This window comes from Qipengyuania sp. ABI-127-1, from assembly GCA_022953095.1.
Classification (GTDB): Bacteria; Pseudomonadota; Alphaproteobacteria; order Sphingomonadales; family Sphingomonadaceae; genus Qipengyuania.
Window position 1 is genome coordinate 693,214 of sequence record JALJCR010000001.1, and the last position, 23,983, is coordinate 717,196.

The 23,983-nt window shown below is 63.0% G+C and carries 35 protein-coding genes; 17 read left to right on the forward strand and 18 right to left on the reverse strand.

Annotated features, from left to right (window positions below; translation table 11 throughout):
* The first annotated feature begins 113 nt into the window (after positions 1–113).
* The 3 genes from MUY37_RS03215 (at position 114) to MUY37_RS03225 (ending at position 1,636) form a co-directional block, all read left to right on the forward strand.
* Positions 114–848, forward strand: coding sequence for a hypothetical protein (locus MUY37_RS03215; protein WP_499193970.1), 735 nt, complete (start codon positions 114–116; stop codon positions 846–848).
* Positions 849–1,092: 244 nt separating this feature from the next.
* Positions 1,093–1,395: a hypothetical protein gene (locus tag MUY37_RS03220; protein WP_499193971.1), complete on the forward strand. Its 303-nt coding sequence runs from the start codon at positions 1,093–1,095 to the stop codon at positions 1,393–1,395.
* A gap of 61 nt (positions 1,396–1,456) precedes the next feature.
* Positions 1,457–1,636 (forward strand): hypothetical protein, encoded by a 180-nt coding sequence (locus MUY37_RS03225; RefSeq protein WP_499193972.1) that lies wholly within the window; start codon positions 1,457–1,459, stop codon positions 1,634–1,636.
* A 6-nt stretch (positions 1,637–1,642) separates the two neighbouring features.
* Here MUY37_RS03225 and MUY37_RS03230 read toward each other — a convergent pair whose 3' ends face one another.
* Both MUY37_RS03230 and MUY37_RS03235 read right to left on the reverse strand, forming a co-directional pair.
* Positions 1,643–1,777 (reverse strand): hypothetical protein, encoded by a 135-nt coding sequence (locus MUY37_RS03230; RefSeq protein ID WP_499193973.1) that lies wholly within the window; start codon positions 1,775–1,777, stop codon positions 1,643–1,645.
* 86 nt (positions 1,778–1,863) lie between these two features.
* Complete coding sequence (locus MUY37_RS03235) at positions 1,864–2,334, reverse strand: YaiI/YqxD family protein (protein ID WP_499193974.1); 471 nt, start codon at positions 2,332–2,334, stop codon at positions 1,864–1,866.
* Positions 2,335–2,432: 98 nt separating this feature from the next.
* Here MUY37_RS03235 and MUY37_RS03240 point away from each other — a divergent pair, with 98 nt between their 5' ends.
* The 4 genes from MUY37_RS03240 (at position 2,433) to MUY37_RS03255 (ending at position 4,475) form a co-directional block, all read left to right on the forward strand.
* Positions 2,433–2,777, forward strand: coding sequence for an HPF/RaiA family ribosome-associated protein (locus MUY37_RS03240; protein WP_499193975.1), 345 nt, complete (start codon positions 2,433–2,435; stop codon positions 2,775–2,777).
* 297 nt (positions 2,778–3,074) lie between these two features.
* Positions 3,075–3,287, forward strand: coding sequence for a cold-shock protein (locus MUY37_RS03245; protein WP_499193976.1), 213 nt, complete (start codon positions 3,075–3,077; stop codon positions 3,285–3,287).
* 77 nt (positions 3,288–3,364) lie between these two features.
* Complete coding sequence (locus tag MUY37_RS03250; RefSeq protein WP_115415177.1) at positions 3,365–3,580, forward strand: hypothetical protein; 216 nt, start codon at positions 3,365–3,367, stop codon at positions 3,578–3,580.
* Between the two features lie 313 nt (positions 3,581–3,893).
* Positions 3,894–4,475 (forward strand): fasciclin domain-containing protein, encoded by a 582-nt coding sequence (locus MUY37_RS03255; RefSeq protein ID WP_499193977.1) that lies wholly within the window; start codon positions 3,894–3,896, stop codon positions 4,473–4,475.
* Positions 4,476–4,576: 101 nt separating this feature from the next.
* On the opposite strand, the gene MUY37_RS03260 is transcribed toward MUY37_RS03255, so the two are convergent.
* Positions 4,577–5,143 (reverse strand): hypothetical protein, encoded by a 567-nt coding sequence (locus MUY37_RS03260; protein WP_499193978.1) that lies wholly within the window; start codon positions 5,141–5,143, stop codon positions 4,577–4,579.
* A gap of 199 nt (positions 5,144–5,342) precedes the next feature.
* Here MUY37_RS03260 and MUY37_RS03265 point away from each other — a divergent pair, with 199 nt between their 5' ends.
* From MUY37_RS03265 to MUY37_RS03280, 4 genes are all read left to right on the forward strand, one after another.
* The gene (locus tag MUY37_RS03265; protein ID WP_499193979.1) at positions 5,343–5,747 is read left to right on the forward strand and encodes a GFA family protein; all 405 of its coding nucleotides are present in this window, start codon (positions 5,343–5,345) and stop codon (positions 5,745–5,747) included.
* A gap of 13 nt (positions 5,748–5,760) precedes the next feature.
* Positions 5,761–6,678, forward strand: a complete 918-nt coding sequence (locus MUY37_RS03270; RefSeq protein ID WP_499193980.1) for an alpha/beta hydrolase — start codon at positions 5,761–5,763, stop codon at positions 6,676–6,678.
* Positions 6,675–7,109 carry a COG3650 family protein gene (locus tag MUY37_RS03275; protein ID WP_499193981.1) on the forward strand — a complete coding sequence of 145 codons (435 nt, stop codon included), beginning with the start codon at positions 6,675–6,677 and terminating at the stop codon, positions 7,107–7,109. The genes MUY37_RS03270 and MUY37_RS03275 overlap by 4 nt, the downstream gene beginning before the upstream one ends.
* 109 nt (positions 7,110–7,218) lie before the next feature.
* Positions 7,219–7,671, forward strand: a complete 453-nt coding sequence (locus tag MUY37_RS03280; protein ID WP_499193982.1) for a DUF3429 domain-containing protein — start codon at positions 7,219–7,221, stop codon at positions 7,669–7,671.
* On the opposite strand, the gene MUY37_RS03285 is transcribed toward MUY37_RS03280, so the two are convergent.
* Positions 7,668–8,006, reverse strand: coding sequence for an Mpo1-like protein (locus MUY37_RS03285; protein ID WP_499193983.1), 339 nt, complete (start codon positions 8,004–8,006; stop codon positions 7,668–7,670). The genes MUY37_RS03280 and MUY37_RS03285 overlap by 4 nt on opposite strands.
* Positions 8,003–9,430, reverse strand: coding sequence for a S41 family peptidase (locus tag MUY37_RS03290; RefSeq protein ID WP_499193984.1), 1,428 nt, complete (start codon positions 9,428–9,430; stop codon positions 8,003–8,005). Before MUY37_RS03290 ends, MUY37_RS03285 begins: the two co-directional genes overlap by 4 nt.
* 220 nt (positions 9,431–9,650) lie before the next feature.
* On the opposite strand from MUY37_RS03290, the gene MUY37_RS03295 reads away from it, so the two are divergent.
* Positions 9,651–10,235 (forward strand): YbhB/YbcL family Raf kinase inhibitor-like protein, encoded by a 585-nt coding sequence (locus MUY37_RS03295; RefSeq protein ID WP_499193985.1) that lies wholly within the window; start codon positions 9,651–9,653, stop codon positions 10,233–10,235.
* Positions 10,236–10,260: 25 nt separating this feature from the next.
* Positions 10,261–10,512: an SWIB/MDM2 domain-containing protein gene (locus MUY37_RS03300; protein WP_499193986.1), complete on the forward strand. Its 252-nt coding sequence runs from the start codon at positions 10,261–10,263 to the stop codon at positions 10,510–10,512.
* A 7-nt stretch (positions 10,513–10,519) separates the two neighbouring features.
* Here MUY37_RS03300 and MUY37_RS03305 read toward each other — a convergent pair whose 3' ends face one another.
* From MUY37_RS03305 to MUY37_RS03315, 3 genes are read right to left on the reverse strand one after another with little or no spacing between them, the layout of a single operon-like run.
* The gene (locus MUY37_RS03305) at positions 10,520–10,918 is read right to left on the reverse strand and encodes a DoxX family protein (protein ID WP_499193987.1); all 399 of its coding nucleotides are present in this window, start codon (positions 10,916–10,918) and stop codon (positions 10,520–10,522) included.
* Positions 10,915–11,352 (reverse strand): cupin domain-containing protein, encoded by a 438-nt coding sequence (locus MUY37_RS03310; RefSeq protein ID WP_499193988.1) that lies wholly within the window; start codon positions 11,350–11,352, stop codon positions 10,915–10,917. The genes MUY37_RS03305 and MUY37_RS03310 overlap by 4 nt, the downstream gene beginning before the upstream one ends.
* Complete coding sequence (locus MUY37_RS03315; protein WP_499193989.1) at positions 11,349–11,639, reverse strand: DUF427 domain-containing protein; 291 nt, start codon at positions 11,637–11,639, stop codon at positions 11,349–11,351. The genes MUY37_RS03310 and MUY37_RS03315 overlap by 4 nt, the downstream gene beginning before the upstream one ends.
* 68 nt (positions 11,640–11,707) lie before the next feature.
* Between MUY37_RS03315 and MUY37_RS03320 the strand changes: the two genes are divergently transcribed.
* Positions 11,708–12,985, forward strand: a complete 1,278-nt coding sequence (locus MUY37_RS03320) for a dipeptidase (RefSeq protein WP_499193990.1) — start codon at positions 11,708–11,710, stop codon at positions 12,983–12,985.
* A 3-nt stretch (positions 12,986–12,988) separates the two neighbouring features.
* Here MUY37_RS03320 and MUY37_RS03325 read toward each other — a convergent pair whose 3' ends face one another.
* The 10 genes from MUY37_RS03325 to MUY37_RS03370 all read right to left on the reverse strand — a co-directional run bounded on the left by MUY37_RS03325 (position 12,989) and on the right by MUY37_RS03370 (position 21,201).
* Positions 12,989–13,474: a potassium channel family protein gene (locus tag MUY37_RS03325; protein WP_499193991.1), complete on the reverse strand. Its 486-nt coding sequence runs from the start codon at positions 13,472–13,474 to the stop codon at positions 12,989–12,991.
* Positions 13,475–13,586: 112 nt separating this feature from the next.
* Entirely contained in the window at positions 13,587–13,778 is a 192-nt protein-coding gene (locus MUY37_RS03330; protein ID WP_499193992.1) for a DUF3008 family protein, read from the reverse strand.
* A gap of 3 nt (positions 13,779–13,781) precedes the next feature.
* Positions 13,782–14,009, reverse strand: a complete 228-nt coding sequence (locus MUY37_RS03335) for a hypervirulence associated TUDOR domain-containing protein (protein ID WP_499193993.1) — start codon at positions 14,007–14,009, stop codon at positions 13,782–13,784.
* A 22-nt stretch (positions 14,010–14,031) separates the two neighbouring features.
* A complete protein-coding gene (locus tag MUY37_RS03340; protein WP_499193994.1) occupies positions 14,032–14,361 on the reverse strand; it encodes a hypothetical protein in 330 nt (109 codons plus the stop codon).
* An 80-nt stretch (positions 14,362–14,441) separates the two neighbouring features.
* Positions 14,442–15,266, reverse strand: coding sequence for a 2,3,4,5-tetrahydropyridine-2,6-dicarboxylate N-succinyltransferase (gene dapD, locus MUY37_RS03345; protein WP_499193995.1), 825 nt, complete (start codon positions 15,264–15,266; stop codon positions 14,442–14,444).
* Positions 15,267–15,315: 49 nt separating this feature from the next.
* A complete protein-coding gene (locus tag MUY37_RS03350; protein ID WP_499193996.1) occupies positions 15,316–16,392 on the reverse strand; it encodes a phosphotransferase family protein in 1,077 nt (358 codons plus the stop codon).
* Complete coding sequence (locus MUY37_RS03355; RefSeq protein WP_499193997.1) at positions 16,392–17,480, reverse strand: Zn-dependent alcohol dehydrogenase; 1,089 nt, start codon at positions 17,478–17,480, stop codon at positions 16,392–16,394. The genes MUY37_RS03350 and MUY37_RS03355 overlap by 1 nt, the downstream gene beginning before the upstream one ends.
* A complete protein-coding gene (locus tag MUY37_RS03360) occupies positions 17,480–18,814 on the reverse strand; it encodes an acyl-CoA dehydrogenase family protein (protein WP_499193998.1) in 1,335 nt (444 codons plus the stop codon). The genes MUY37_RS03355 and MUY37_RS03360 overlap by 1 nt, the downstream gene beginning before the upstream one ends.
* Positions 18,815–18,889: 75 nt before the next feature.
* A complete protein-coding gene (locus tag MUY37_RS03365; RefSeq protein ID WP_499193999.1) occupies positions 18,890–20,326 on the reverse strand; it encodes an MFS transporter in 1,437 nt (478 codons plus the stop codon).
* Positions 20,326–21,201, reverse strand: coding sequence for an SDR family NAD(P)-dependent oxidoreductase (locus tag MUY37_RS03370; RefSeq protein WP_499194000.1), 876 nt, complete (start codon positions 21,199–21,201; stop codon positions 20,326–20,328). The genes MUY37_RS03365 and MUY37_RS03370 overlap by 1 nt, the downstream gene beginning before the upstream one ends.
* 177 nt (positions 21,202–21,378) lie before the next feature.
* Between MUY37_RS03370 and MUY37_RS03375 the strand changes: the two genes are divergently transcribed.
* From MUY37_RS03375 to MUY37_RS03385, 3 genes are read left to right on the forward strand one after another with little or no spacing between them, the layout of a single operon-like run.
* Positions 21,379–22,563: an acyl-CoA dehydrogenase family protein gene (locus tag MUY37_RS03375; protein ID WP_499194001.1), complete on the forward strand. Its 1,185-nt coding sequence runs from the start codon at positions 21,379–21,381 to the stop codon at positions 22,561–22,563.
* A gap of 1 nt (position 22,564) precedes the next feature.
* Complete coding sequence (locus MUY37_RS03380) at positions 22,565–22,831, forward strand: hypothetical protein (protein WP_499194002.1); 267 nt, start codon at positions 22,565–22,567, stop codon at positions 22,829–22,831.
* Position 22,832: 1 nt separating this feature from the next.
* Complete coding sequence (locus tag MUY37_RS03385) at positions 22,833–23,972, forward strand: acyl-CoA dehydrogenase family protein (RefSeq protein ID WP_499194003.1); 1,140 nt, start codon at positions 22,833–22,835, stop codon at positions 23,970–23,972.
* Positions 23,973–23,983 lie beyond the last annotated feature (11 nt).

Consider the following 23,983-nt stretch of genomic DNA (forward strand, 5'->3'; position numbering starts at 1 on the left):
CCAGAAAGGTTGGTTGATTCCGACGATGAGCTGACTTTGACACAGAGGAGTTTTTGATGGGATTACCCTCAACCAACGAAGCATTGGCAAGCTCTATACGATCGCTCACTCCGATGGATGCTACCGAGGCGCTAAATCGGATCCGTACATTGGTTCAGACGGAGCCGAATTTCCGAGCGATCGGAGATGATTCAGAGATCGTCCCCGAGACGCTCAAATGGATAGGTCAACTCGGAGCGGTGTTGCACGGGATGAAGCTGAGCGTGGAAGAAGGGATGCTTGCCGCCACGACCAACACGTTGGTGCGAAGCCAAGGTCGCGATGGGGGCGGTGAAATTCGCGCAATTTTATATCGTGCATTGGGAAAAGCTGAGTTCAATGCGCCCGCGTCTGAACAAGGTGCATTTATTGCTGCTGGAGAAGAGATGGATGCGTACGCAGCCATTTCGCGCGTGCTACAGTCTGCCGACGGGCGACTTTTGATCGTCGATCCTTACATGGATGGAAAGGCACTCACAGATTTCCTACCTAGTGCAAATGAGGGAGTTGAACTGCGGGTATTAACCGACAAGGCGACGATGAAGCCGACCTTGAACCCTGCGGCTGAGAAGTGGGTGTCGCAGTATAAGACTTCACGACCGCTGGAATTGCGTGCCGCATCATCAAAGTCGTTACATGATCGACTGATTGTCGTGGACGAGGCCACCGTATGGTCACTCACTCAGTCGTTAAAGGATTTTGCGAGACGGTCTCACGGCGCAATCTTGAAGGTAGATTCTGAGACCGCATCACTGAAGATCGGTGCGTATTTAGATACGTGGGATCACTCTGAGCGGCTGGAGCTGTAGTCTTCCCATCCCCACCAGCACCCGGTCTAGCGCCTGCAGAAACCGCCAGCGATCCGCCTTGCCGAAGGGCGGCGGGCCGCCACCGACCCCGTCCATGCCGGCGCGCAGGACTTCCATGACCGCTTCGGCGGATTGAGGGGACAGTAAACTTAATTCTCTCGGCGCCCAATACGCCCTCCCCGCGAAACCATCCCTCCCTCCCGCCGTTGTTGCAATGCAGCATCTCGTTGCCGGAGCATCTCCCATGACCAAGACCCCCACCAAAGCGCCCCAGAAATCTTGGCCCGAACTCGCGATTGAGGGGTGGATGCTCGGGGCGGAGATGTCCGCTGTAATCTGGCTGCGTAGCTTGCGGATGATGACGGGCGGCAGGCTGGCGACCCGCGAGGCGGAGCGGATGGTGGGCGAGAAGATTACCGCCGCGATGACCCTCGTGCCCTCGATCATAGCGGGCGGCATCGGGCAATCGGCGGAAGAGGCGACGGGCCGCGCCATCGCGCATTACCGCAAGCCGGTCCGCGCCAATCGCAAGCGCCTGAGTAGGTGATACCCGGCACCGCTGGCGTTCCTCTACTGGTTTTCTGGGCCACCAGCGCCCATAGCGGCCTATGGCCGATCTCTACCGCAAGAACCTCGAGTCCGAACGTCGCAAGCTGTGGGGCGAATGCCGCCTCAAGGGGCTCAAGCCCGATACGCCGCAGCGGTTGCGGATTGCCGAGATCGACCGGCTGCTGGCGGAGCACACAGCGAAACAGCAGCAGCCGCCGGTCGAGCGCGAAGAGGGCTAAGGCCCCCTAGCTGTTACGCATATTCTCCAGCCCCTTGATCGCGCCGGGCTTGGTGCTGGGGTTGGAGGCATTCTGCTTGGGCGGCTGTTCCTTCTTGGGCTTGCGGTTCTCGCGGCTTTTCTTCTGCTGGCCCTTGGCCATGGTCTCTTCCAATCGGGGCGGTATGCCCCGCTTGCGGCCCTACACCCGATCGGCAGGCAACCCTGCATCAATTCGGCAGGCTGGCACTAGCGCCGCAATGAGGTCAGCACCCGGTCGAGCGCCTGCAGGAACCGCGAGCGATCCGCCTTGCTGAACGGAGGCGGGCCGCCACCCATTCCGTCCATCCCGGCGCGCAGGTCTTCCATGATCGCGCGGGTGGCGATGGCGCTGCCGATGCTCGCGGCGGTGAACGCCTCGCCATTGTGCTTGAGCACGCGCGCGCCTGCTTTCAGGCAGCGTTCGGCGAGCAATATGTCGGCGGTGATGACCACGCTGCGTTCGTCGGCGTTCACCGCAATCCAGTCGTCCGCCGCATCGAAGCTGTCGGAGACCACCACGCGCTTGACCCGCTCGCTCACCGGCACGCGAAAAGGGCTGTTGCTGACCACGCGGACATGCGCGGCGTGCCGTTCGGCGACGCGGTAGACCTCCTCCTTCACCGGGCAGGCATCGGCATCGACGAGGATGGTGAGCGGGGGTGGGGCGGACAGGCTCATGAAAAGCGCTCTAACCCCGTGCGATTGTGCTGGAAAGTGCCGCGCGAGGACCCATATCGGAAAGCGGACGGGATAAAGAGAATAAGAGGAAGTCACACATGCAGGTCCAGTTCAATTCCGACAGCAGCGTCATGGGCACGGAAAACGTTGCCGAACGCATCGAAGCGTCCGTGCGCGACAAGCTGGCGCGGTTCGAGGATCGGCTGACGCGGCTCGAAATTCATGTTCGCGACGAGAATGGCGCGAAGGGCGGGGCCGACGACAAGGCCTGCACCATCGAGGCGCGGCCCAGCGGTGGGCGGGCGATCGGCGTGACCGAACATGCCTCCACTGTCGATGATGCCGCGCGCAAGGCCGCCGCCACGCTCTCCCAGCGGCTCGACCGGCATTTCGGCAAGAGCGAGAAGCATAAGCACGACGCGCGTCCCGACAAGGTGATGTAGGAGCCGCTGCCGGGGACTGGAGCCGAACCCGCCCTGGCGGGTTCGCCCTTTCTCGCCGCTTCATCGGGAAGCCCGTAATAGGGTTAGGTGTTTCGCCACGGGCGTGGTAGAGCATCTCTGCTGACGTCGAAATTTGCGACGGACTTCGGATTTTGACGACGCCGCTTGCCCCCTTGCTTTGCATTCGTGGCCCCGGCGAAAACCAGACGACGACTTCCTTTCTTCGGACGACCTTACGCACGACCGTTCCGCATGTCGCGGCGCGGTAAACCCTCGCGTTCTTGAAAGGAACGACACATGAGCAAGACTGGCACAGTCAAATTCTTCAACTCCGACAAGGGCTATGGCTTCATCCAGCCCGATGACGGTTCGGACGACAGCTTCGTCCACATCAGCGCCGTACAGGCCGCTGGCATGACCACGCTCGATAAGGAGCAGCGGCTCAACTACGAAGTCGAAATGGGCCGCAACGGCAAGGCCAGCGCGGTGAACCTGTCTAGCGCAGACTGATCGCACGCGTCGCGCGCCGTTTCGGCTTTGGCCGGCGGCGCGCGGCATACCCTCAGAACGCTCGAAAGGGGCACGTCATGAGCCAGACCTACGACTTTTACGCTGCACGTGCTCGCGAAGCGCGCGCCGCGGCCGAGGAGGCCACGCTCGACAATGTGCGCCAACGCGAAATGCGCGCCGCCGCCACCTGGACCGAGCTGGCCGATCAGGCACGGCGGGTAGCCGAAGGCCGCGCCAAGGTGGAACGCGAAAAAGCCGCAGCGCGCGATGCGTTGGCCGCACAGGGCGGCTGACTCTTTCTTTTGCCATCAAGGCCCCAGACCTTACCCCGCAGCACGGGTGAACCGGTTCCCCGCAGCACCGCCAATCCGGACAACCCCGCCAGAGGGGTGATGAGACATCGACTTTCGACGGGCTGTTCGCCCGCACCGGCCAGGCCGTGCCCTCCGCGTGCATCTTGCCACGGCTTAACGCACACACGCGCCGCTTCGGCACAATGAGACGGATGTTCGAAACATCCATGCGCGCCCATCGTTCGTATTTAGAAGCACCGGCCGGATGACTCGGCTCTGGGCATGCTCACGGACTACCGAAGAAGGACCTATCATGAACAAGCTAACCCTCGCACTCGCCTCTACTGCATCGCTGGCGCTTGCCGCCTGCGCGGAAACGCCTCCGGAAAGCGATACCTATGAAGAAGCCGCCGCCGCCGATCAGATGGCCAATGCCGAAGCAATGGCGCCAGGCACGGTTGTGGAAGTCGCGCAGGGCGACGAGACCTTTTCCACCCTGGTCGGCGCGGTGACTGCCGCAGGTCTGGGCGAGACGCTGTCGGGCGAAGGGCCGTACACTGTCTTTGCACCGACCAACGATGCCTTCGCCAAGATCCCCGAGGCGACGCTTACCGAACTGACCACCAACGACACCGAGACGCTCGGCACCATCCTCACTTACCATGTGGTGGAAGGTAATGTGGACGCCGCCACGCTGACGCAGGCCATCAGCGATGCGGGGGAGGACGGACACACCATCACCACCCTCAATGGCGGTACGCTGACCGCCACTGTGGTCGACGGCAATGTCGTGCTGACCGACGCTGCGGGCGGTACGTCGACCGTCACCGCGACCGACGTCGCGGCCTCCAACGGCGTGATCCATGTGATCGATACGGTGCTGATGCCGCAATAGGCAGACCGCGCCAGGTCGTAGGAATGCGAGGCGGTCCCGGCGACGGGGCCGCCTTTCGTTTATCGGGCTTCCCAGCATGGTTTCCGGCAATATCGGTTGGCCTATTCGCTCGATGTAGCGGCCTGCCCGAGCGCTGTTTCCTCCAAGCCGGGCTGAGGCATGGCAACGGGCGCCGCAATTGGCCCCGATGCCCGTGTGATGGCTTCGTCACGCGATTGCGGGGAAGAAACCACCACATGCGGTATCTGCCCGGTTACGACCGCACGATCCGCAAGACCGGCGCGGGCAAGGCTCGGCTGCCACTGATCGAGCCGGTCGATCTCCGCATCGCTCAGCTCGCGGCCATAATCGGCGCCGAGCAGGGTTCGATCCTCGGCATGGCGGCTGACGGTTTGCCATTCATCGCGCAGACGCCCGTGGCGAGCCAGCTCCGTCACCGGAATCGTGCCGGACGGCGTGACGAGTGGATAGTGGTTGGGCGGGGGCTTGCGCGTATCGAGGCGAAATTCGCCGATACCGGCATTGCGCGGCGCCTCGGGGATCATGCTCTCGCTCCGCGCAAGGATCGGCGTCGACCCGATCGCGCTGCCACTGAGCGCCCCCGCCGCGAGGATTGCGGCAATGAGCGGGGCGGCGTACCAGCGGGGATCGAGGCGGGGTAGCTTCATGGGAATGCGTCTTTCGTCCGGTCAACGCCTATCCAGGCCCTGATGTTCCGACACGCTGCGTTCCGGCGCGCTGTCGGGGCCTTTGCCGTTTATGGGGCGGGCGGAGACGAAGGCGGGGGCGGCGAGATGAGCAGCGACTGTGCTGGACACGCGCATCGGCCGGGCTAGTCTCGCGCGACGAATGGAGGGAGAGGAAGGTATGAAGCGTTTCGAAGGCGGCTGTCTATGCGGCCAGGTCCGCTACACGATCGAAGGCGATCCGGCGGCATCGATGGTGTGCCATTGCAGCCATTGCCAAAAACAGTCGGGAAGCGCGTTTTCCACGATCATCGGGGTGCCCGAAAATCAGGTGTCCATAAGCGGGGAACCCGTGACCTATCGCGATAGCGGTGAAAGCGGCAGATCGGTTGAAAGGCAATTCTGCGGCACCTGCGGTTCGCCGCTCTTCTCAAGGGTGGAGGTGTCGCCGGGGATGTTGTGGGTCAAGGCGGGGACGCTAGACGATCCGTCCGGTTATCAACCGTCCGCGCATATCTGGACGCGCAGCAAGCAATGCTGGGTCGATACGGGCGACATTCCCGCTTTCGATACGAACCCGGGCTGAGGGAACGAGACAAATGGCCAGTATCCGCGCGCGCCTCGTCAACCTCGCTCTGCCCTTGCTCGGCATCAAGCGTTTTTTCGCCGAACCCGACAGACTCGATGAAAGGATCGCGAAACTGCGCGCGCGAAAGCCGGTCCGTCCCCGGGCCAAATGGCATAAGCGCTTCGACATTCGCGAATTCGCCAGTCGCGGCTTTCCTGTGGTCACGATCGAGCCGAGGGGCGGGGCCAGGCCCGGTGCGTCGCACCTGTTCTACCTCCATGGTGGCGGCTATGTGATGGATATTGCCGCCGTGCACTGGGACACTGTGGCGGATCTGTGCGAGCGGCTGGGGGCCTCGGCAACGGTGCCGGTCTATCCGCTCGCGCCGGAAAACAAGGCGCCCGAGGTGCTCGCAGCGATGCATTCGCTTTATCTCGAATTGGCAGCTCGCCATGGCGCGCAGAACATCACCGTGATGGGCGACAGTGCGGGTGGCGGGATGAGCCTGGCGCTGGCGCAAATGCTCAAGGCGGATGGCGGCCTGATGCCCGGCACCCTGGTGCTTTATTCGCCCTGGCTCGACGCGACCGCCACCGCCGAAGGTCAGCGCGCGATCGAGCGGCGCGACCGGATGCTGGCAGTGACCGGGCTGGAAGCCTGCGGCGCGATGTATAGTGGCGATCTGGCGCGCGACGATCCCCGTGTCAGCCCGCTGTTCGGCGACCTCGAAGGCCTGCCGCCGATAGCCATATTCTCGGGCACTTCGGACATTCTGATCGTCGACGGTCGTCGGCTGGCGAAACGGCTGGATGAACCGGGGATGCCCGAACATGTCTATTACGAGTATAAGGACATGTTCCATGTCTGGATGTTGCTGCCGGTGCCCGAAGCCAAGCAGGCGCGCAGCCAGACGGTCGATTTCATCCGCGAACACAGGAGAGCGGCTTGATCAAGATTACGAGTTTCACACTTTGCGCGGCGCTGGCCTTGGCGGGATGCAGCGGTAACGACGATCCGGGACCCGGTTCGCTGCAGAGCTCGACCTTTGACGGTATCGCCGATGCCGAAGTGGTCCATTACACCGGAACGGAACCGTTCTGGGGTGGCGCGGCCGGGAGCGGCATGGCGACCTATTCGACACCCGAAAATCCCGATGGTGCAGAGTTTCCCGTCGACCGCTTTGCAGGCAATAACGGGCTCGGCATCAGCGGCACGATCGGGGGTGCAGGGTTCGACCTCACCATTACGCCGGGCGAATGCTCCGACGGGATGAGCGATCGCACCTATCCCTTCACCGCCACCCTGCTGATCGGCAACGAGCAGCGACAAGGATGCGCGTGGACTGAAAGCCAACCTTTCACCGGGCCGGAAATGCCCTGATGATCGACCGGTATCGGATCGCTGGCGCATCTTTCCCGCGCTTGCTGTCGCCTGCAATCCGGCTATCGGCCTCGGGATCATCCTCGGTGCCAATCGGCGGGGCGCAGCGGTGAATAGTGTGCCTGCCTGGCCGCGCTGGCTCGGCCTGACCGGACTGCTGCCGCAATTGGCCTGTGTGGCGATTCTTTATGTCGGCCCCGGCGAATGGCGCGGCGCGGCTCTGGGCGTCGCTTTCGCTTACGCAGCGCTTATCCTGTCATTCCTCGGCGGGATGTGGTGGGGGATCGCCGCCGCCGCACCCGCTGCGGAGCGCCGCCGTACGCTCGGCTGGCTGTGGGTCGCGGCCGTCCTGCCCAGCCTGCTTGCCCTGGCGGCTTTCCTGCCCTGGGTTTTCGAGTGGCCATGGCCCGAGCCTTCGCTGGCCATGTTGGGCGGCGCCTTGCTGGTCAGCCTCGGCGTCGATGCCAAGCTCGGCCCCCTTGCGCCGCGTTGGTGGATGGCGCTGCGCGTGCCCTTGTCGGCCGGGTTGGGGCTGACGACACTGGCCGCCGCGCTCGCCTAGGTGCGGGAAACGCCCGCTGCTTTCAGCTCGGGCTCCAGCCTGCCTGTCAGCCACAGCCACCACATGCGAAAATCGGCGCGCAGGCTCCACAATGGATAGGTGAAGGTGGCCGGGCGGTTCTTCTCGTGCCCGAAATGTGCGATCCAGGCGAAGAAATACCCGGCCACCGGCATAGCAGCCAGCAACAGCCATCGACCCGTCAGCACTGCCGCCACGGCGAGCGCGACGACCAGCGTGGTGCCGACATAATGCAGGGCACGCGTGCCCGGGCGCGAATGCTCACGCAGATAGAACGGCCAGAATTCGGCAAAGGTCGAATAGCGATGCTGGGTCATAATAGCCCCGGCACCTCGAGTTGAGCGGGGCTGGGCGTATCGGGCATCATCAGTTGCTGCCTGTCCGGGTCCTCGCTGCCCGATGCTGTCGTGCCCGGCGCGGCACCTATGGCCGAACAACTGCGCCCGGCAAGGAAATCGAGTGCTGCGGCGATCGAGGCTTCACCCGGATCGCCCAGCGGCGTGAGAATGTCGTCCACGGCAGCACAGGTTCGTGGCATTACGCTGGCAAGGCCGCTGTAATAGCCGCCCTGATCGTTCGCATTGACCGAACGGAAGGCAACCACCCGCAGGCGATCGTCGCAAGCCGAACGGTCGCGGGCGATCTGGCCAACCGGCTTGCCGAACGTATTCGAACCGACCAACGCGATATTATTGCCCAGATAGGGGATGAAGGCGTTGGCCACCAGCTCGCTTGCCGATGCCGTCGCGCGCGTGCCGATGACTGCAATCTTGGTCGCTGCGATTGCCTGTGGTTCCGCGCCGAAGGGCCGCGTTTCGTTGAACGCGCTTTTCGAACTGCGGTACAATGTGCGGCTGAAAACCTGGCCGGTCCTGTTATCGGCCAGCAGATCGCCAAGCACTTCCGCGACCGAAACGAGCCCGCCGCCATTGTACCGAAAATCGAGGATAATTTGTGTCACGCCTTCGGCACGGAACACGCCAAAAGCGTCGCGCAATTGCTGGGCGGCATTGTCGATGATGAAGGTGCGCAGGTTGATATAGCCGACCTTCGTGCCGCCATTGTCCAGTATCTTCGCGCCGTAGCGGTCGGAAACGGGATCGAGCGAGAATTCGGCCTTGGTGATGGTGACGGTGCTTTCGCTACCGTTCGGCTGGCGGATGCGCAGCGAGCGAGTAACGCCCGCATCATTCGCGCCTAACGCGTTGACGACCGCTTGCGGCCCGCCGCTCGACATCAGCGCGCTGACGCTCTGCCCCCCGATTTCCAAGATTTGCGTGCCCCGGTCGATGCCTTCCGCGAATGCGGGGGCATTTTCGAACGCCTCGGCCACGAACACCGTCTGGACGTTCTCGTTATAAATCAGACGAATACCGAAGCCGGCGTTCGAGCCGCTGTTTATCAGCGCGTTCTCTTCCTGAATCGATGTGATGTAGGTGAAGAAGCGGTCTCTGTTCTGCGCACGCGCGGGTGCGACCAGAGCGTCGATATAGCCCTGCACCGAGCCGAAATTGGCTTTGTTTACCGTCTGGTCGATCAGGTCGGGGAACAGATACCATTCGTCGATCTGGCCACGCACCCAGTCCTGTCGACTGCCGAGCGAGCAGACATTGGTGCCGCCGCCCCCGCTGCTGCTGCCCCCGGCGGTGGTCCCGCCTCCGCCGGAGCTTCCGCCACCGCCGCCACATGCGGCGAGCGAGAATGCCAGAATTGCGCTGATTGCGGTGCGACCCATACCCATGCAGCTATTTCCCCTCCGAGACATCCGGTCCCAAGCAGGCACCGGCCCGCCTTCTTCATGGCGGTATTATCGGTTCCGGGCAACATGTCTGACGTGGGTCTTGCGGTCTTGTGCCGGTGAAAACGGTGCAAATTTCCCGCGTCGGGATGGTTTGTCGGGCCGAGCTATGCCTTAAAGGTTGGCTGAAAGGTGCCTGAAAAGGCGAAAAAGAGGAGTTTTCATGGCTAGCGGCGTTGTGCCCTGGGTTCAAAAGGCGGTTGGCGGAAGTCCGGCCGGGCATGGATTGACGCTTGGAAAGGTGGCGGATGAGCGCGTGATGGGACGTGGCGGCTTCACCCTCAAAAGTGCAGCATTTGCCCATGGGGGTGAACTCGATCCCTCCTTCACCGCGATCGAAGAAGATTCGGTGGCTCCCCCACTCGAGTGGACGGCGCCGCCACCCGGCACCCAGGAACTGGTGCTGATCGCCGAGGACGCGGACAAGGGACACGTCCACTGGACCGTCTGGGGCCTGGCGCCACAGAAGGGCAAGCTGATGGAAGGCGAAGTCCCCCCACGCACGGGCAAGAACGCCCAGGGCAATTCGGAATGGCTGTTGCCCGATCCGCCGCTGGGCGAAGAACATCGTTACGTTTTCCAGCTTTTTGCGATCGACCTCCCGCTCACATTGATGCCGGGGGCGACGCATGAGGAACTCGTCCGCAATCTGGACGGACACGTGACCGCCGCCGCGGTTCTCACTGCCCGGTTCGAAGGCCATGAGGTCGAAGAGCTGGATATCGAGGATCTGGGCGACGTAGAATGAAGCATAGCCAAGGAAAGGATTAGTCATGGCTGGCAAGAACAACGCACTGCAGAAGCCGGTGAACCTGTCGCCGCAGCTCGAAAATGTGGTCGGCAAGGGTCCGCTGACCCGTGCGCAGGTGACCTCGAAAGTGTGGGATTACATCAAGGCCAAGGGCCTGCAGGATTCCAACGATAAGCGCATGATCAATCCCGACGACACGCTCGGCGGCGTGATCGGCAAGGAACAGATCTCCATGTTTAAGATGACGGGCGCCGTCTCGAAGCACATGAGCTAAAGTCTGGTTATCGGCGGCGGCACGGCCAGTCCGTGACGCCGCCGGTCCACAGCGCCAGCCAGACAAGAACCGGCTGCGCGAGCATACGCGGGACGTGGTAACCCAGTCCCAGCCCGCCATCGGGCCGCGCCATGTCGAGTGCGAAATGATGGATGTTCGCCGGAAACACGCAGATTGCGTAGAGCGCGAGGCCCACAGCACCCGCGCGGCGCAAGCGCGAATTGGCCCATTGCACCAGCGCTGCCGCGCCGAGCAGTTCGGCAATTCCGGTCCAGAAAACCACCGCTTGTGGGGCGGGTACCCAGCCCGGCATGATCGCCAGGAACGGTGCCGGATCGGCGAGATGCATATATCCCGCAAAGGCATAGAAAGCACCGAGCAGCCAGCGTAGCCCGGTTCGGATCATGTGCCGGGGTGCCAGTCTGCGGCGGCCAGTTCGAAGCCGGAAAATTCGAACCCCGGCGATACGATACAGGACATGAGCGCGTAGCCAGCCTTGCCTTGCGCCGATCGTGCTGCCTGCCACCAGTGCGGTGGAACGACATGCTGAACCGCCTGCCCGCCGATAACGTCTGACCCGAGCAGAACGGTTTCGATGGGGCCGTCGTCACCCTTCGCAAGCGACAATTCGAGCGTGTCGCCCGCATGCCAAAGCCAGATTTCGGCCGCATCGACCCGGTGCCAGTGCGAGCCTTGGCCATGTTCGAGGAGGAAATGGATCGCCGTCGCGCTTGCTCGCTGGCCATCGGCGACAGGCGCCCGCCAGGTCTCGCGGTACCATCCGCCCTCCGGATGTCGCGCCAGACCGAGCTTCTCGATAATCGCCGCGGCGGATGTCACGCCTCGACCACCTCGACGCCGTTCCAGAACGCGATCCGGTCCCTGATCTTGGCCGCCGCCTCTTTCGGCTCGGGATAATACCAGGCGGCGTCGGTGTTCATTTCACCGCCGGCATTGATCGAGTAATAGTTCGCCGTGCCCTTCCACGGGCAGTGGCTGGTCGTCTCACTCGGCACCAGCACGCCGCGCGCGACATCACCCGCCGGGAAATAGTGATTGCCTTCGACGACGACTGTGTCGTCGCTGCGCGCCAGCGTCTCGCCGTTCCAGCGGGCGGTGATGGTCATGAATGAGGCCTTTCCTTGCCGATCCTCTTTGCTAGGACAGCCCGCAAGATGATAAGGGGTTCCTGAATATGCGCCAATTTCTGTTTGCCACCGCTGCTGCAACCGCTCTTGCCATCGCGGGTCCGGCGTCCGCCCAGAACGGTGCGGAGAAAACAGCCGCCGCGGCGCTCGAAGCGGCGCCGGTGTGGGACGGTCATAACGACGTGCCGATCCAGCTACGCTCGCGTTTGGGCAACCGGATCAACGATTTCGATTTCCGCGATACGCTGGATACCGCGCGTGACGGGCGCAGCGCCATGCATTCCGACCTGTTGCGCCTGCGCCAGGGCAAGGTCGGGGCGCAGTGGTGGTCGGTCTATGTCAGCGCCAGCCTGCCCGAACCCGAAGCGGTACAGGCGACCATCGAGCAGATCGATGTGACCAAACGGCTGATCGCGCGCTATCCCGACGATCTGCAACTGGCGCTGACCGCCGACGATGTCGAACAGGCGATGGAAGCGGGCCGGATCGCTTCGCTTCTGGGCATGGAGGGCGGCCATTCCATCGGCTCGAGCCTCGCCGTGCTGCGCCAAATGTACGATATGGGCGCGCGCTACATGACGCTGACGCATGGCAAGACGTTGAGCTGGGCCGACAGCGCGACCGACGCGCCCAGGCATGACGGGCTCAACGCCTTCGGCATGGACGTGGTGCGCGAGATGAACCGCATCGGTATGCTGGTTGATCTCAGCCATGTGAGCGAAGCGGCAATGCACGATGCGCTCGACGTGGCGAAGGCTCCGGTCATTTTCAGCCATTCGGGTGCGCGGGCGATCAACGGCCATCTGCGCAACGTGCCCGATGGCGTTCTCGCCCGTCTGCCTGAAAATGGCGGGCTCGTGATGGTGGTCGCGCTGCCGTGGTTCATCACCGAAGACCTGCGCAACCATGCTGCCGACCGCGCGGCGGAGAAGGCGCGGCTCGAAGCGCTCCTTCCCGGCCTGCCCGACACGGTGGAGGCGCAACTGGCGAAATGGGATGCCGAAAATCGCCCGCCGGTTTCGACCATTTCCGACATGGCCGACCATATTGATCATATTCGTGATGTCGCGGGGATCGATCATATCGGGATTGGCGGCGATTACGACGGCATGCCCACCGGCCCGATCGGGATGGAGGATGTAACCGGCTATCCGGCGCTGTTCGTCGAACTGGCCAAGCGCGGCTATTCGCAGGAGGATCTCGAGAAGATCGCCTCGCGTAATATGATGCGGGTGATGCGCGATGCCGAGATCTATGCGGCGAGCGTGGGCGACATGGTTCCGTTCGAATATGCCGCGGGCGAGCCGCGCGACGCTGGCGAATAGGCGTCAGCGGAGCTTCCCGTCCTCGCCTTCGAGGCGGCCGAGTATGCGGACGAAGAAGGCGGTCGACCATCCCAGCAGGATGATGCCGACCACGCCTTCCAATGCCGCGACCATGCGCCATTCCTGATGGATCGAAGCATCCGAGTAGCCGATCGTCGCATAGCTGATGGTCGAGAAATACAGCGCCTCGCTGAAGGAATGCAGCGCGCCTAGGTAGTCGTAGAGGAAGGCGAACAGCCAGATTTCGACGAAGTGGATGAAGATGATCGCGAACACGGCGATCAGCGTGAATCCCGCCCCGGTGACGGACAAGGGGCGCAGTTTCTCGAACCGCTCGGTCATCCGTTCTCCGGAAAGAATGCGCTGGATCGTGAACAGGCCCATGCCGTGAATGACGACGCATACTGCGATCATCGCGGCACCTATCAGCAATTGCTGATTGAAGGTCGCGCTGATGACCTGGGCATTATCGGGCAGGCTGCTGGTCATCGCTTTGCGAGCGTCAGCGGGTCACGCTCGCCATCGTAGAACCGATCCAGCGCATCGACGCATGGTTGCGCGTCGTCATCGCTGCAAAATTCGTAGCCTATGCGGCGGGCCATCAATCCCCGTCCGCGTTTTCCGGCAGGTCGGAGCGGTCGGTGGATGCCATTTCCTCCAGCTCTTTTTCGCTCATACCGTCATACATCTGCCGGGATGCACCCTGGAGGTCACCGATATCGGTTTCCCCGCGCTTGGCCGCCAGCGCCGCACCGGCGGCTCGCTGCTGGGCCTTGCTTTTGGCTTCCGGCATGGTTCAGTCCTGCGCTTCGAGTTCGCTGCCGCGCTTGAGCACCTCGTCGCCATCATCCTGCCGGATGAGATAGGCCGGATTGTCCTCGTCTCCGCTTTTGGTGACCTCGGTACCTTGCAAGGTGCGGGTAACTTCGCGCTCGAAACGCTCCTTGATCTGGCCGCAACCGGTGCCGTCGCCCCAGTTCCATTTGACGTATTGGTTGGCCTGGAAGCTGTTGGGATGGCTCATGCGACCTCACTCCTTGAAACGGTCAATTCTCGATAACTTCGAGCCCGTCCTCAATCCTGGTCTGATCCCCGTCGGGCGCCGCGACCTGATCGTCCCCCAGATCGGTCTCGCCATCGATTCCCACGATGCTGTCGGTGCTGTCGCCATCATCTTCCATGGAGGATATCTGCCCGCTGACCGTGCCTTCTTCCTCGACATCGCCGGTCGACAGTGCGGGGATGATCCAGACGATCGACATCAGGATAAGCGCGAGCAACAGCCCGCCTGCCAGCACCCAACGCACCACACCCTCTTTCGAGCCGCCGCTCGCCTCGGTGCCGGTAACGTGGACTTCTTCGCCTTCTTTGCGCACGTGGTTCTACTCCCTGAATATCTTGCGATCCCGCAGTTTCTGGGAGGTTTACGCTCACGCGGCGCGAATGTTCCGGAAGTTCAGTCGCGCAGGAGGTCGTTGATCCCGGTCTTTTCGCGCGTTTGCGCATCCACCGTTTTGACGATCACTGCGCAAGCGAGGCCGGGGCCGCCATCCTTGCCGGGCATGGTGCCGGGTACGACCACCGAGAAGGGCGGGAGATGGCCGCGAATGACTTCGCCGGTCTCGCGATAGACGATCTTGGTCGACTGGGTGATGAATACGCCCATCGAAACCACGCAGCCTTCACCGACGATCACACCCTCGACGATTTCCGAACGCGCGCCGATGAAGCAATTGTCGCCGATGATGGTCGGATTGGCCTGCATCGGTTCGAGCACGCCGCCAATGCCCGCCCCTGCCGAGATATGGCAGTTCTCGCCGATCTGCGCGCAGCTGCCGATACTGGCCCAAGTGTCGACCATAGTGCCCTTGCCGACATAGGCACCGATATTGACGAAGCTGGGCATGAGCACGCAGCCGGGCGCGATATAGGCGCCTTCGCGGGCGATTGCGCCGGGCACGACGCGGAAGCCCGCCTCGCGGAAACGCGCATCGTCCCATCCGGCGAACTTGCTCGGCACCTTGTCGAAGGCGGGGTGGCCTGCGCTGCCGCAATCCATCACGCGGTTGTCGTTGAGGCGGAAGCTGAGCAGCACCGCTTTCTTGAGCCACTGGTTGACCGTCCAGCCGCCCTTGCCGTCGGGCTCGGCAACGCGGCCCTCGCCGCTGTCGAGCAGGGCCAGCGCCGCCTCGACCGCCTCGCGCACATCGGCGCTTTGCGGCGTGACATTGGCGCGGTCGTCCCACGCGGCGGTGATGCGGTTTTCGAGGTCGGTGCTCATGCTGGTCTCCGGTTCACGTTCGGAAGCGGTCGTTAGCAGGCCCGCGTCGCTAGTCCATCCCCGCCGCTTGCGCGAACTCATAGGCGCGGTCGATCAGCGGCGCGACGCGTTCGGACATGGATTTCGCATGCGCGGAAGATGCGGTGCCGTCGATCACGCGCTTCTTGATGCCCTGCATGATCCCGGCCAGGCGGAAGAGATTGTAGGCGAAATACCAATCCATCGGCGGGACCGGATAGCCGGTCTTGCCAACGTAACGGTCGACCGCTTCCTGCTGCGACGGGATGCCCAGCTCCTCGAGATCCAGCCCCAGCAGCCCCGCGCGCCCGTCATGCGGGTTGTGCCAGTTGAGCATGAGATAGCTGAAGTCGGCGATCGGATCGCCCAGAGTCGACAGTTCCCAGTCGAGCACGGCAAGGACACGGTTGGCGTCCTTCTCGAATATCATGTTGTCGAGCCGGTAATCGCCATGCACGACGCTGCTCTCATGCTGCGGCGGGATGGTCTGCGGCAGCCATTCGATCAGCCGCTCCATTTTCGGCATATGCTCGGTTTCGGACAGCTTGTATTGCTTCGACCAGCGGCTGATCTGGCGCGCGCAATAGTCGGTCGGCTTGCCATAATCGCCGAGGCCGATCTGGTCGGGCTTGCGAAGGTGCAGCTCGGCCATGGTGTCGATCATGGCGTTATAGATTTCGCGCCTCTCCTCGGGCGAATAATCGGGCAGCGCACCGTTCCACAAGCTGCGCCCATCGGCGAGGCCCATGACGAAGAACTTGGCTCCGATCACCTCGATGTCTTCGCACAGGCCATAGGTCTTCGGCACGGGAAAGCCGGTCGGCCCCAGCGCGTGCATGGCCTTGTATTCGCGGTCGACGGCATGCGCGCTCGGCAGCAGCTTGCCGAAGGGCTGGCGCCTGAGCACGTAGGACCGGCCCGGCGTATCGATGCGATAGGTCGGGTTCGACTGCCCGCCCTTGAACTTCGAATAGCTGATCGGGCCGGCGAAGCCCTCGACATGGGCCGCGAACCACGCGGTCAGCGCGTCCATATCGAGCCGGTCGGCCTCGGGCACTTCCACGGTGCCGACCATCTCCTTGTCGAAATCGATCGCCTTCTCGCTCATCAGTCGAACACCACCACGCTGCGCGCCGAATGGCCGCTCTTCATCTTTTCGAAGCCTTCGTTGATCTTCTCCAGCGGAATACGCTCGGCGATGATCGTGTCGAGATCGAGCAGGCCGCGCATGTAGAAATCGACCAGGCGCGGCAGGTCCACCGGGAAATGGTTCATTCCCATGATCGCGCCCTGCAGCTTCTTGCCCGAGAGCAGGTCCATCGCGCCGAGGCCGACCTTGCAGTCCAAGGGCATCATGCCGAGGATCGTGGCCGTGCCGCCGCGGCGCAGGATTTTCACCGCGAGATCGGCGCTGGCCTGCCGTCCGACGGCCTCGATCGCGTGGTGCACGCCGCCGCCGGAAATCTTCATGACCTGTTCCACCGCATCGGCGGCCATGGCATCGACCGTGTGGGTTGCGCCGAGCACTTCGGCGAGCTGGCGTTTTTCGGGCAGCGGGTCGATCGCGATGACCTTGCCCGCCCCGGCGATCTTGGCGGCGTTGATCGTGGCAAGGCCGACACCGCCGCAACCGACCACGGCCACAGCTTCACCCGGTACGACAGAACAGGCGTTGAAAATCGCGCCAGCGCCGGTCGTAACCGCGCAGCCGATAATGGCCGCACGGTCGAGGGGCATGTCCTTGTCGATGGCAACGCAGGCGTTTTCGTGGATCAGCATCTGTTCGCAGAAGGCCGACAGGTTGAGCATCTGCCCCACCGGTCCGCTGCCGTCGGCGCGCATGATGCGGGGCGGGGCATCCTGCGCGCGGCGGGTATCGGCGCCCATGCACAATGCCATGCGCCCGGTGACGCAGAACTCGCAATGCCCGCAAAAGGCGGACAGGCAGGAGACCACGTGATCGCCTGGCTTGACCGTCTTCACCTCGCTGCCGACTGCGCGCACCACGCCCGCCGCTTCATGGCCGGGAATGGCCGGCAGCGGGTGCGGATAAGCGCCTTCGATGAAGTGCAGGTCGGAATGGCACAGCCCGCAGGCCTTGGTGTCGATCAGGACCTCATGCGGGGCCGGGTCGGCAAGTTCGACCTCGCCGATGGTGAGCGCGCCGACGGATTCGAGGATTGCTGCCTTGGCCATCAGCGCGCCACTCCCATATCGCCCGAGCTGAGATGATCGTCACCCGAAGTCGGTGCCGCGCCTTCGCGCAGGGCATTGGCGGTCGGCCCCTTCTCGGGCAGGTGTTTGGCGAATTCCATGCGTGCGATCGAGCGGGCGTGAACTTCGTCCGGACCATCGGCCAGCCGCAGCGTGCGCTGGTGCGCATAGGCGTTGGCGAGGCCGTAATCGTCGGACACGCCGCCGCCGCCATGCGCCTGGATCGCATCGTCGATGATCTTCAGCGCCATGGTCGGCGCCTGGACCTTGATCATCGCGATTTCCTGCTTGGCGGCCTTGTTGCCGACCTTGTCCATCATGTCGGCCGCCTTGAGGCAGAGCAGGCGGGTCATGTCGATGTCGATGCGGGCGCGGGCCACGCGTTCTTCCCAGACCGAATGCTTGTAGATCGGCTTGCCGAAGGCTTCGCGCTCCTGCAGCCGCTTGCACATCTTGTGCAGCGCCTCTTCGGCGACGCCGATGGTGCGCATGCAGTGATGGATGCGGCCCGGGCCGAGGCGGCCCTGCGCGATCTCGAAGCCGCGGCCTTCGCCCAGCAGCATATTGTCCACCGGGACGCGCACGTCCTTCAGTTCGACTTCCATATGGCCGTGCGGCGCATCGTCATAGCCAAACACCGGCAGGTGGCGCAGGATCGTCACGCCCGGCGCGTCCATCGGCATCAGGATCATCGATTGCTGCGCATGGCGCCCTGCCGAAAAATCGGTCTTGCCCATCACGATGGCGACCTTGCAGCGCGGATCACCCACGCCCGAGGACCACCACTTGCGGCCATTGATGACGTATTCGTCACCGTCGCGTTCGATCCGAGTCTCGATATTGGTCGCGTCCGAGGAGGCGGTGAAGGGCTCGGTCATGAGGAAGGCAGAGCGGATCTCGCCATTCATCAGCGGTGTCAGCCATTCGTCTTTCTGCGCACGCGTGCCATAGCGGTGGAACACTTCCATATTGCCGGTATCCGGCGCGGAGCAGTTGAACACTTCCGAAGCGAATCCGATGCGCCCCATCTCTTCGGCGCATAGCGCATATTCGAGATTGGTCAGGCCCGGGCCTTCGAATTCGAAACTTTCTTCGACATGGTGATGCCCGTCATTGCGCGGCGGCATGAACAGGTTCCAGATGCCTTCCTTCTTGGCCTTGGCCTTGAGGTCCTCGACCACCTGGATGACCTTCCAGCGCTCGCCCTCAGCGTCCTGCGCCTTGTAGGTCGGGACGGCGGGGCGGACATGCTCTTCGATGAAGTTCTTCACCCGGTCGCGCCAGTATGCTTGCCGTTCTGTCGGTTCGAAATCCATCGTGGTGTCCTCTTCTCTCTTCGTATCGGTTGCTTTGCGAAACTGGCACGACAAACCGCTCGCGCCAAGCTCTAATCAGGGGGGCGTGACGGCGGCGTCGACATCGGCGCGCGCGGCGGCATCGAGCGCGGCGACGCGCGCCTCGTGCTGCGCGCGGTCGATCGGGAAACGACCCAGCCAATAGGCGGCGATGCAGCCGAGCACGGTGATCGCCCCGCAATAGAGCAGGATCATCTGGGTGATGACATCCTGCGAAACGGCTTCCGGCGCGGCCCCGGCGGGAAGGTTCGACAGCGCGATCACCTGGCCGCCTATAAGAATGCCGCCCCCCGTGGCGCATTTCTGGACGAACCAGTTGCCCGAATAGAAGCTGCCTTCGGCGCGACGGCCGGTGCGTTCCTGATAGGCTTCGACGATCTCGGCGATCATCGAACTGCCCGATATCATTACCACCACGCCCAGCGTATTCGATATGAGCAGGAAACAATAGAACAGCGCCGCGCTCGCGGCCGAGCCCACAGTCGGCCAGTACCCGGTGAGGTAGAGCGTGAACGGCATCAGGATCACGCCGAGCGAACCCAACGCGCCGATCACCGCGCTTTTCGGCTTTCCCCAGCGGCGATGCATCGGCCCGACGATGAAGAACATCAGGATCACCGACAGGAACAGGATAATCGGAAAAATCCGCAACTCGGTCGTGTCGAAGCGCCAGACGAAGACGTTGATGTAGTTTGTCAGCGAGAAAGTCAGGCCCTGACTGATATAGGCCGCCAGCGCGCCCGCCGCGAAGATCAGGAACGCCTTTTCGCTGAACGCATCGACGATTTCGCCGAACGCGCTGCGCCAGGTGAAGGGCGGCGCCTTGGTTTCGGGATAGCCGGCTACGAGCGAATGCTGGCCGAGCGCCGAACCGAGCACCGATATGACCATCAGGATCGCGCCGACCAGACCGAACCAGAAATAGCCCTCTGGCTGCAACAGGCCCTCTGCTCCAGGCATCAACACGAAATAGGCCAGGAACATCATCAGCAGCCCGCCGCACCATCCGAACAGGTAGCGATAGCGGAACAGCGTGGTGCGTTCGTCGTAATCGGCGGTGATTTCGGGCAGCAGGCTGACCGAGGGGACTTCGCAGGCCGACAGCAACACGCGGACCGAAACCGCGATCGCCAGCAATTCCCAGAAGCTTGGTGTGCCGCCGCCCGGTGGATGCCAGAGGAAGACCCAGGCGAAAGCCAGCGGGATGGGGGCCGCGTAGAGCCACGGCAGGCGCCTGCCCCAGCGCGACCAGGTGCGGTCGGACAAATTGCCCAGCAACGGATCGACAAAGGCGTCGATCAGCAAAGCCAGCGCCAGCGCGAGGCTGACCGTGCCTGCATCCATTCCCAAGGCCTGATTGTAGAAGATCAGCAGGAAAAACGAAAAGCCGGAGTCCTTCACCCCGAAGGCAACGGCGCCGAAACCGTGGATCAGTTTGAGGCGCTGGGGCAGGGGGCCGGTGACGAAAGGCATCAGACGGACTGCTGTGCCTTCTTCACCTGTTCCTCAAGCGCCATCAACGCCTCGAAGGCGCCGCCTTCTTCCGGGTCCCAACTATGGCGCGGCCCGATCGTGATGCCCCCATCGACGATCAGCGATGTCCCGGTGACGAAGCCTGCCGCTTCGCTTGCGAGATAGGCGGCGGCCTCGGCAATATCGCGCGGTTTGCCGCCGCGCGCCACCGGCTGGGCATTGGAGGACATCTGCGCGATCATCGCCTTCGCCTGGGTTTTAAGCTCTTCGGGAATTTCGAGGCTGGCTGTGAAGATGTTGGTGTTGATGAAGCCGGGCTGCACGGCATTCACGCGGATCCCGTGCTGGGCAAGGTCGGCAGCGGCGCATTTGGTCAGATGCAGCACCCCGGCCTTGGCGACCGCGTAAGTGGTCGGCGAATAGCCCGGTCCGACTGCGGCGACACTCGATACATTGACGAAGCTCGCCCCGCCGGTCTTGGTGCTGGGCCGGTCTTTCATGTGCGGGACGGCATAGCGTATGCCGAAGGCGACCGACCGCAGCAGCAGGTCCATCGTGCCGTCCCATTCATCGGGTTCGATTTCCGATATGTCGGCGCGCGCACCGCCGGCCCCGGCATTGTTGAACACCGTGTCGATACCGCCGGTTTCCTGGGCCGCGCGGTCCATCAGCGCCTTGATCTGGGCGGGGGCGCAGACGTCGCAGCGCACGAAACGCACATTGCCTTCGGTTTCCGCAGCCAATTTCTCGCCGCTAGCGACATCGATGTCGCTGGCATAAACCACCGCGCCTTCGCTGGCGAACAGCGCGGTCGCGTCGGCCCCGATACCCGATGCCGCACCAGTGACGATCACCGTCTTGCCTGAGAATCGCATCCCTACTCTCTCCCCGAATTTCTTTGCGCGCAGCTTAGGCGAGCGTGCCAATGCGTCAACGCATTCCGGCTGACGTTACGGCAATGCGGGCCATCGCGAGTGGCCTTGCGCCGATGGGCCGAATCACCCTAACGTAAGCGTCAACATACCGATGGTTTGAAAAGAGAGGATTGGACAATGTCCGACAGCGACCTGGAAGCCTTCCGCGCGGAAACGCGCGCCTGGCTCGAAGCCAATTGCCCGCCCGAGATGCGTCAGCCCGTGCGCGACGAGGAAGACGTCTATTGGGGCGGCCGTAATGCGACCTTCAAGAGCGAGGCGCAGAAGGCCTGGTTCGAAGCCGCGCGCGACAAAGGCTATACTGTCCCGGCCTGGCCCAAGGAATATGGCGGCGCCGGTCTCTCGCCCGCGCAGGCCAAGGTGCTGCGCGAGGAAATGGCCGCCATCGGCGCGCGCCCGCCGCTTTCCAGCTTCGGTATCTGGATGCTCGGCCCGGCGCTGCTGCACTTCGGCACCGAAGGCCAGAAGCAGCGCTTCCTCAACGAAATCGCACGCGGCGAAATCCGCTGGTGCCAAGGCTATTCGGAGCCGGGCAGCGGCTCGGACCTCGTGAGCCTGCAGACCTTCGGCGAGGACAAGGGCGACCACTGGGTCGTCAACGGCCAGAAGATCTGGACCTCCTATGCCGACAAGGCCGACTGGATCTTCTGTCTCGTCCGCACGGATAAGGAAGACAAGTATCGCGGCATCACCTTCATGCTTTACGACATGGCGAGCGAAGGCGTGTCGACGAAGCCGATCCTGCTGATCAGCGGCAACAGCCCGTTCTGCGAAACCTTCTTCGACGATGTGAAGGTGCCCAAGAGCTATGGCGAGGATGTTCCCGCTCAGGTCGGCGAGATCAATCGCGGCTGGGATGTCGCCAAATACCTGCTCGGCCACGAGCGCGAGATGATCTCGGGCGCGGATGGCGGCAATACCGGCACGATCGGTGCCGCGCTGACCCGCGCCAATGGCGAGATCGATCCCGTGCTGCGCGCCGAGCTTGCCCAGTTCGACGTCGACGCGCTGGCCTATGGCGCGATGGGCGAGAAGTTCCTCGACGAGATCAAGGTCGGCAAGGCGCACCCCGCCCAGCCGAACATGATGAAATATGCCGGGACCGAGCTGAACAAGCGCCGCCACGAGCTGATCATGGCGGCGGGCGGCAGCCATGCACTTGAATGGGAAAGCGAGGAGACGAGCGGCGGCAAGCCCTCGCGCGGGTGGCTGCGCACCAAGGCGAACAGCATCGAAGGCGGCACGTCCGAAGTCATGCTCAACGTCATTTCCAAACGCATTCTTGACCTGCCGGGAGCCTAGTATGAGCGAGGTGTATCTCTCAGAGGAAGCGGAAGAACGCGTAAAGCAGGGTGCGATCAACAAAGTCTTAGTTGCTACAATCGCCACTCTAGTCGCTCGTGATCGTGACCCAGCGGGTTGTTTGGCCAATCTGAAGGAGATTGCATTCGGAGCCGCGGGAAAGGGCAACCATTCTCAAGACGCTGCGACGAATGAGTATGCCCGCAATCTGGAGACGGAGATTGTAGAGGCGTTTTTGAACCAAATTTCAATTGGAGGGGGTAACTAAGATGCCTCTGTATTACGACGACGACCAGACGATGCTGGCCGACACCGCAGGCCAGTTCATGGCCGAGGAAGGTTCGATCAAGAACCAGCTCCGCCACTGGCGCGACCGTCAGTGCAAGGACGGCTTCGGCCATGCGCTGTGGCAGCAATTCGCCGAAATGGGCTTCACCGGCATGCTGGTGGATGAAGACGATGGCGGGCTCGGCATGGGCCAGGTCGAGGCGAATATCGTGCTCGAGGAAATCGGTCGCAATCTGACGCCTTCGCCCTTCCTGTCCTCTTCCGTCCTCGCGGCCACTGCTCTGAAGCATGGCAGCAACGACGTGAAGGGCCGCTGGCTTCCCGGGCTCATCTCGGGCGAGAAGGTCTATGCCGCAGCGATCGACGAAGGCCGCAAGCATCGCCCCGAGCGGATCGCCTGCAAGGCCGAGCGTTCGGGCAATGGCTTCAAGCTCACCGGCAAGAAGGACTTCGTGGTCTATGGCGCATCGAGCGAGATGATCGTCGTCGCCGCGCGGACCTCGGGCAGCGATAGCGACAAGGACGGTGTAACCCTGTTCGCCGTGCCGCAGGATGCTGCCGGGATGAGCCATGACAGCGTGCGCCTGGTCGACAGTTCGATGGCCAGCCATGTGACTTTCGATGGCGTCGAGCTCGATGGCGATGCGGTGATCGGCGAAGTCGATGGCGGGCGCGAGGTACTCGATGCCATGCTGGTGGCGGGCCGCGTCGGCGCCGCATCGGAAGGGGTGGGCGTGGCCCGCGGCGCGATGGACATGACCGTCGACTATCTCAAGCAGCGCAAGCAATTCGGCCGGGTGATCGGTGAATTCCAAGCATTGCAGCACCGCGCGGCCCATCTGTATTCCGAGGTCGAAATCGCGCGTGCGGTCACGATCAAGGCAGCCCAGTTGCTCGATGGCGGCAGCGAGAAGGCCGACCTCATGGCTTCGGTCGCCAAGGCCAAGGTCGCCAAAGTGGCGGGGCTCGCAGTGCGCGAAGGCGTGCAGATGCACGGCGGAATCGGTATGACCGACGAATACGATATCGGCCTCTATATGAAGCGCGACCGGGCGTTGCAGGAATTCCTGGGCGACCAGTATTACCACGCTGGCCGCGTTGCCGAGATGAGCGGCTATTGACGCCAGACGAT

Coding starts and splice junctions, on each gene's coding strand:
- MUY37_RS03265 (WP_499193979.1), top strand. CDS start 5,343: ATGAAGCGTTTCGAAGGCGGCTGTCTATGCGGCCAGGTCCGCTACACG.
- MUY37_RS03215 (WP_499193970.1), top strand. CDS start 114: ATGGATGCTACCGAGGCGCTAAATCGGATCCGTACATTGGTTCAGACG.
- MUY37_RS03255 (WP_499193977.1), top strand. CDS start 3,894: ATGAACAAGCTAACCCTCGCACTCGCCTCTACTGCATCGCTGGCGCTT.
- MUY37_RS03335 (WP_499193993.1), bottom strand. CDS start 14,009: ATGAGCCATCCCAACAGCTTCCAGGCCAACCAATACGTCAAATGGAAC.
- MUY37_RS03380 (WP_499194002.1), top strand. CDS start 22,565: ATGAGCGAGGTGTATCTCTCAGAGGAAGCGGAAGAACGCGTAAAGCAG.
- MUY37_RS03270 (WP_499193980.1), top strand. CDS start 5,761: ATGGCCAGTATCCGCGCGCGCCTCGTCAACCTCGCTCTGCCCTTGCTC.
- MUY37_RS03315 (WP_499193989.1), bottom strand. CDS start 11,639: ATGACCATCACCGCCCGCTGGAACGGCGAGACGCTGGCGCGCAGCGAC.
- MUY37_RS03235 (WP_499193974.1), bottom strand. CDS start 2,334: ATGAGCCTGTCCGCCCCACCCCCGCTCACCATCCTCGTCGATGCCGAT.
- dapD (WP_499193995.1), bottom strand. CDS start 15,266: ATGAGCACCGACCTCGAAAACCGCATCACCGCCGCGTGGGACGACCGC.
- MUY37_RS03360 (WP_499193998.1), bottom strand. CDS start 18,814: ATGGATTTCGAACCGACAGAACGGCAAGCATACTGGCGCGACCGGGTG.
- MUY37_RS03320 (WP_499193990.1), top strand. CDS start 11,708: ATGCGCCAATTTCTGTTTGCCACCGCTGCTGCAACCGCTCTTGCCATC.
- MUY37_RS03245 (WP_499193976.1), top strand. CDS start 3,075: ATGAGCAAGACTGGCACAGTCAAATTCTTCAACTCCGACAAGGGCTAT.
- MUY37_RS03295 (WP_499193985.1), top strand. CDS start 9,651: ATGGCTAGCGGCGTTGTGCCCTGGGTTCAAAAGGCGGTTGGCGGAAGT.
- MUY37_RS03385 (WP_499194003.1), top strand. CDS start 22,833: ATGCCTCTGTATTACGACGACGACCAGACGATGCTGGCCGACACCGCA.
- MUY37_RS03365 (WP_499193999.1), bottom strand. CDS start 20,326: ATGCCTTTCGTCACCGGCCCCCTGCCCCAGCGCCTCAAACTGATCCAC.
- MUY37_RS03355 (WP_499193997.1), bottom strand. CDS start 17,480: ATGGCCAAGGCAGCAATCCTCGAATCCGTCGGCGCGCTCACCATCGGC.
- MUY37_RS03285 (WP_499193983.1), bottom strand. CDS start 8,006: ATGACCCAGCATCGCTATTCGACCTTTGCCGAATTCTGGCCGTTCTAT.
- MUY37_RS03260 (WP_499193978.1), bottom strand. CDS start 5,143: ATGAAGCTACCCCGCCTCGATCCCCGCTGGTACGCCGCCCCGCTCATT.
- MUY37_RS03350 (WP_499193996.1), bottom strand. CDS start 16,392: ATGAGCGAGAAGGCGATCGATTTCGACAAGGAGATGGTCGGCACCGTG.
- MUY37_RS03370 (WP_499194000.1), bottom strand. CDS start 21,201: ATGCGATTCTCAGGCAAGACGGTGATCGTCACTGGTGCGGCATCGGGT.
- MUY37_RS03305 (WP_499193987.1), bottom strand. CDS start 10,918: ATGATCCGAACCGGGCTACGCTGGCTGCTCGGTGCTTTCTATGCCTTT.
- MUY37_RS03230 (WP_499193973.1), bottom strand. CDS start 1,777: ATGGCCAAGGGCCAGCAGAAGAAAAGCCGCGAGAACCGCAAGCCCAAG.
- MUY37_RS03225 (WP_499193972.1), top strand. CDS start 1,457: ATGGCCGATCTCTACCGCAAGAACCTCGAGTCCGAACGTCGCAAGCTG.
- MUY37_RS03300 (WP_499193986.1), top strand. CDS start 10,261: ATGGCTGGCAAGAACAACGCACTGCAGAAGCCGGTGAACCTGTCGCCG.
- MUY37_RS03325 (WP_499193991.1), bottom strand. CDS start 13,474: ATGACCAGCAGCCTGCCCGATAATGCCCAGGTCATCAGCGCGACCTTC.
- MUY37_RS03375 (WP_499194001.1), top strand. CDS start 21,379: ATGTCCGACAGCGACCTGGAAGCCTTCCGCGCGGAAACGCGCGCCTGG.
- MUY37_RS03220 (WP_499193971.1), top strand. CDS start 1,093: ATGACCAAGACCCCCACCAAAGCGCCCCAGAAATCTTGGCCCGAACTC.
- MUY37_RS03240 (WP_499193975.1), top strand. CDS start 2,433: ATGCAGGTCCAGTTCAATTCCGACAGCAGCGTCATGGGCACGGAAAAC.
- MUY37_RS03290 (WP_499193984.1), bottom strand. CDS start 9,430: ATGGGTATGGGTCGCACCGCAATCAGCGCAATTCTGGCATTCTCGCTC.
- MUY37_RS03250 (WP_115415177.1), top strand. CDS start 3,365: ATGAGCCAGACCTACGACTTTTACGCTGCACGTGCTCGCGAAGCGCGC.
- MUY37_RS03330 (WP_499193992.1), bottom strand. CDS start 13,778: ATGCCGGAAGCCAAAAGCAAGGCCCAGCAGCGAGCCGCCGGTGCGGCG.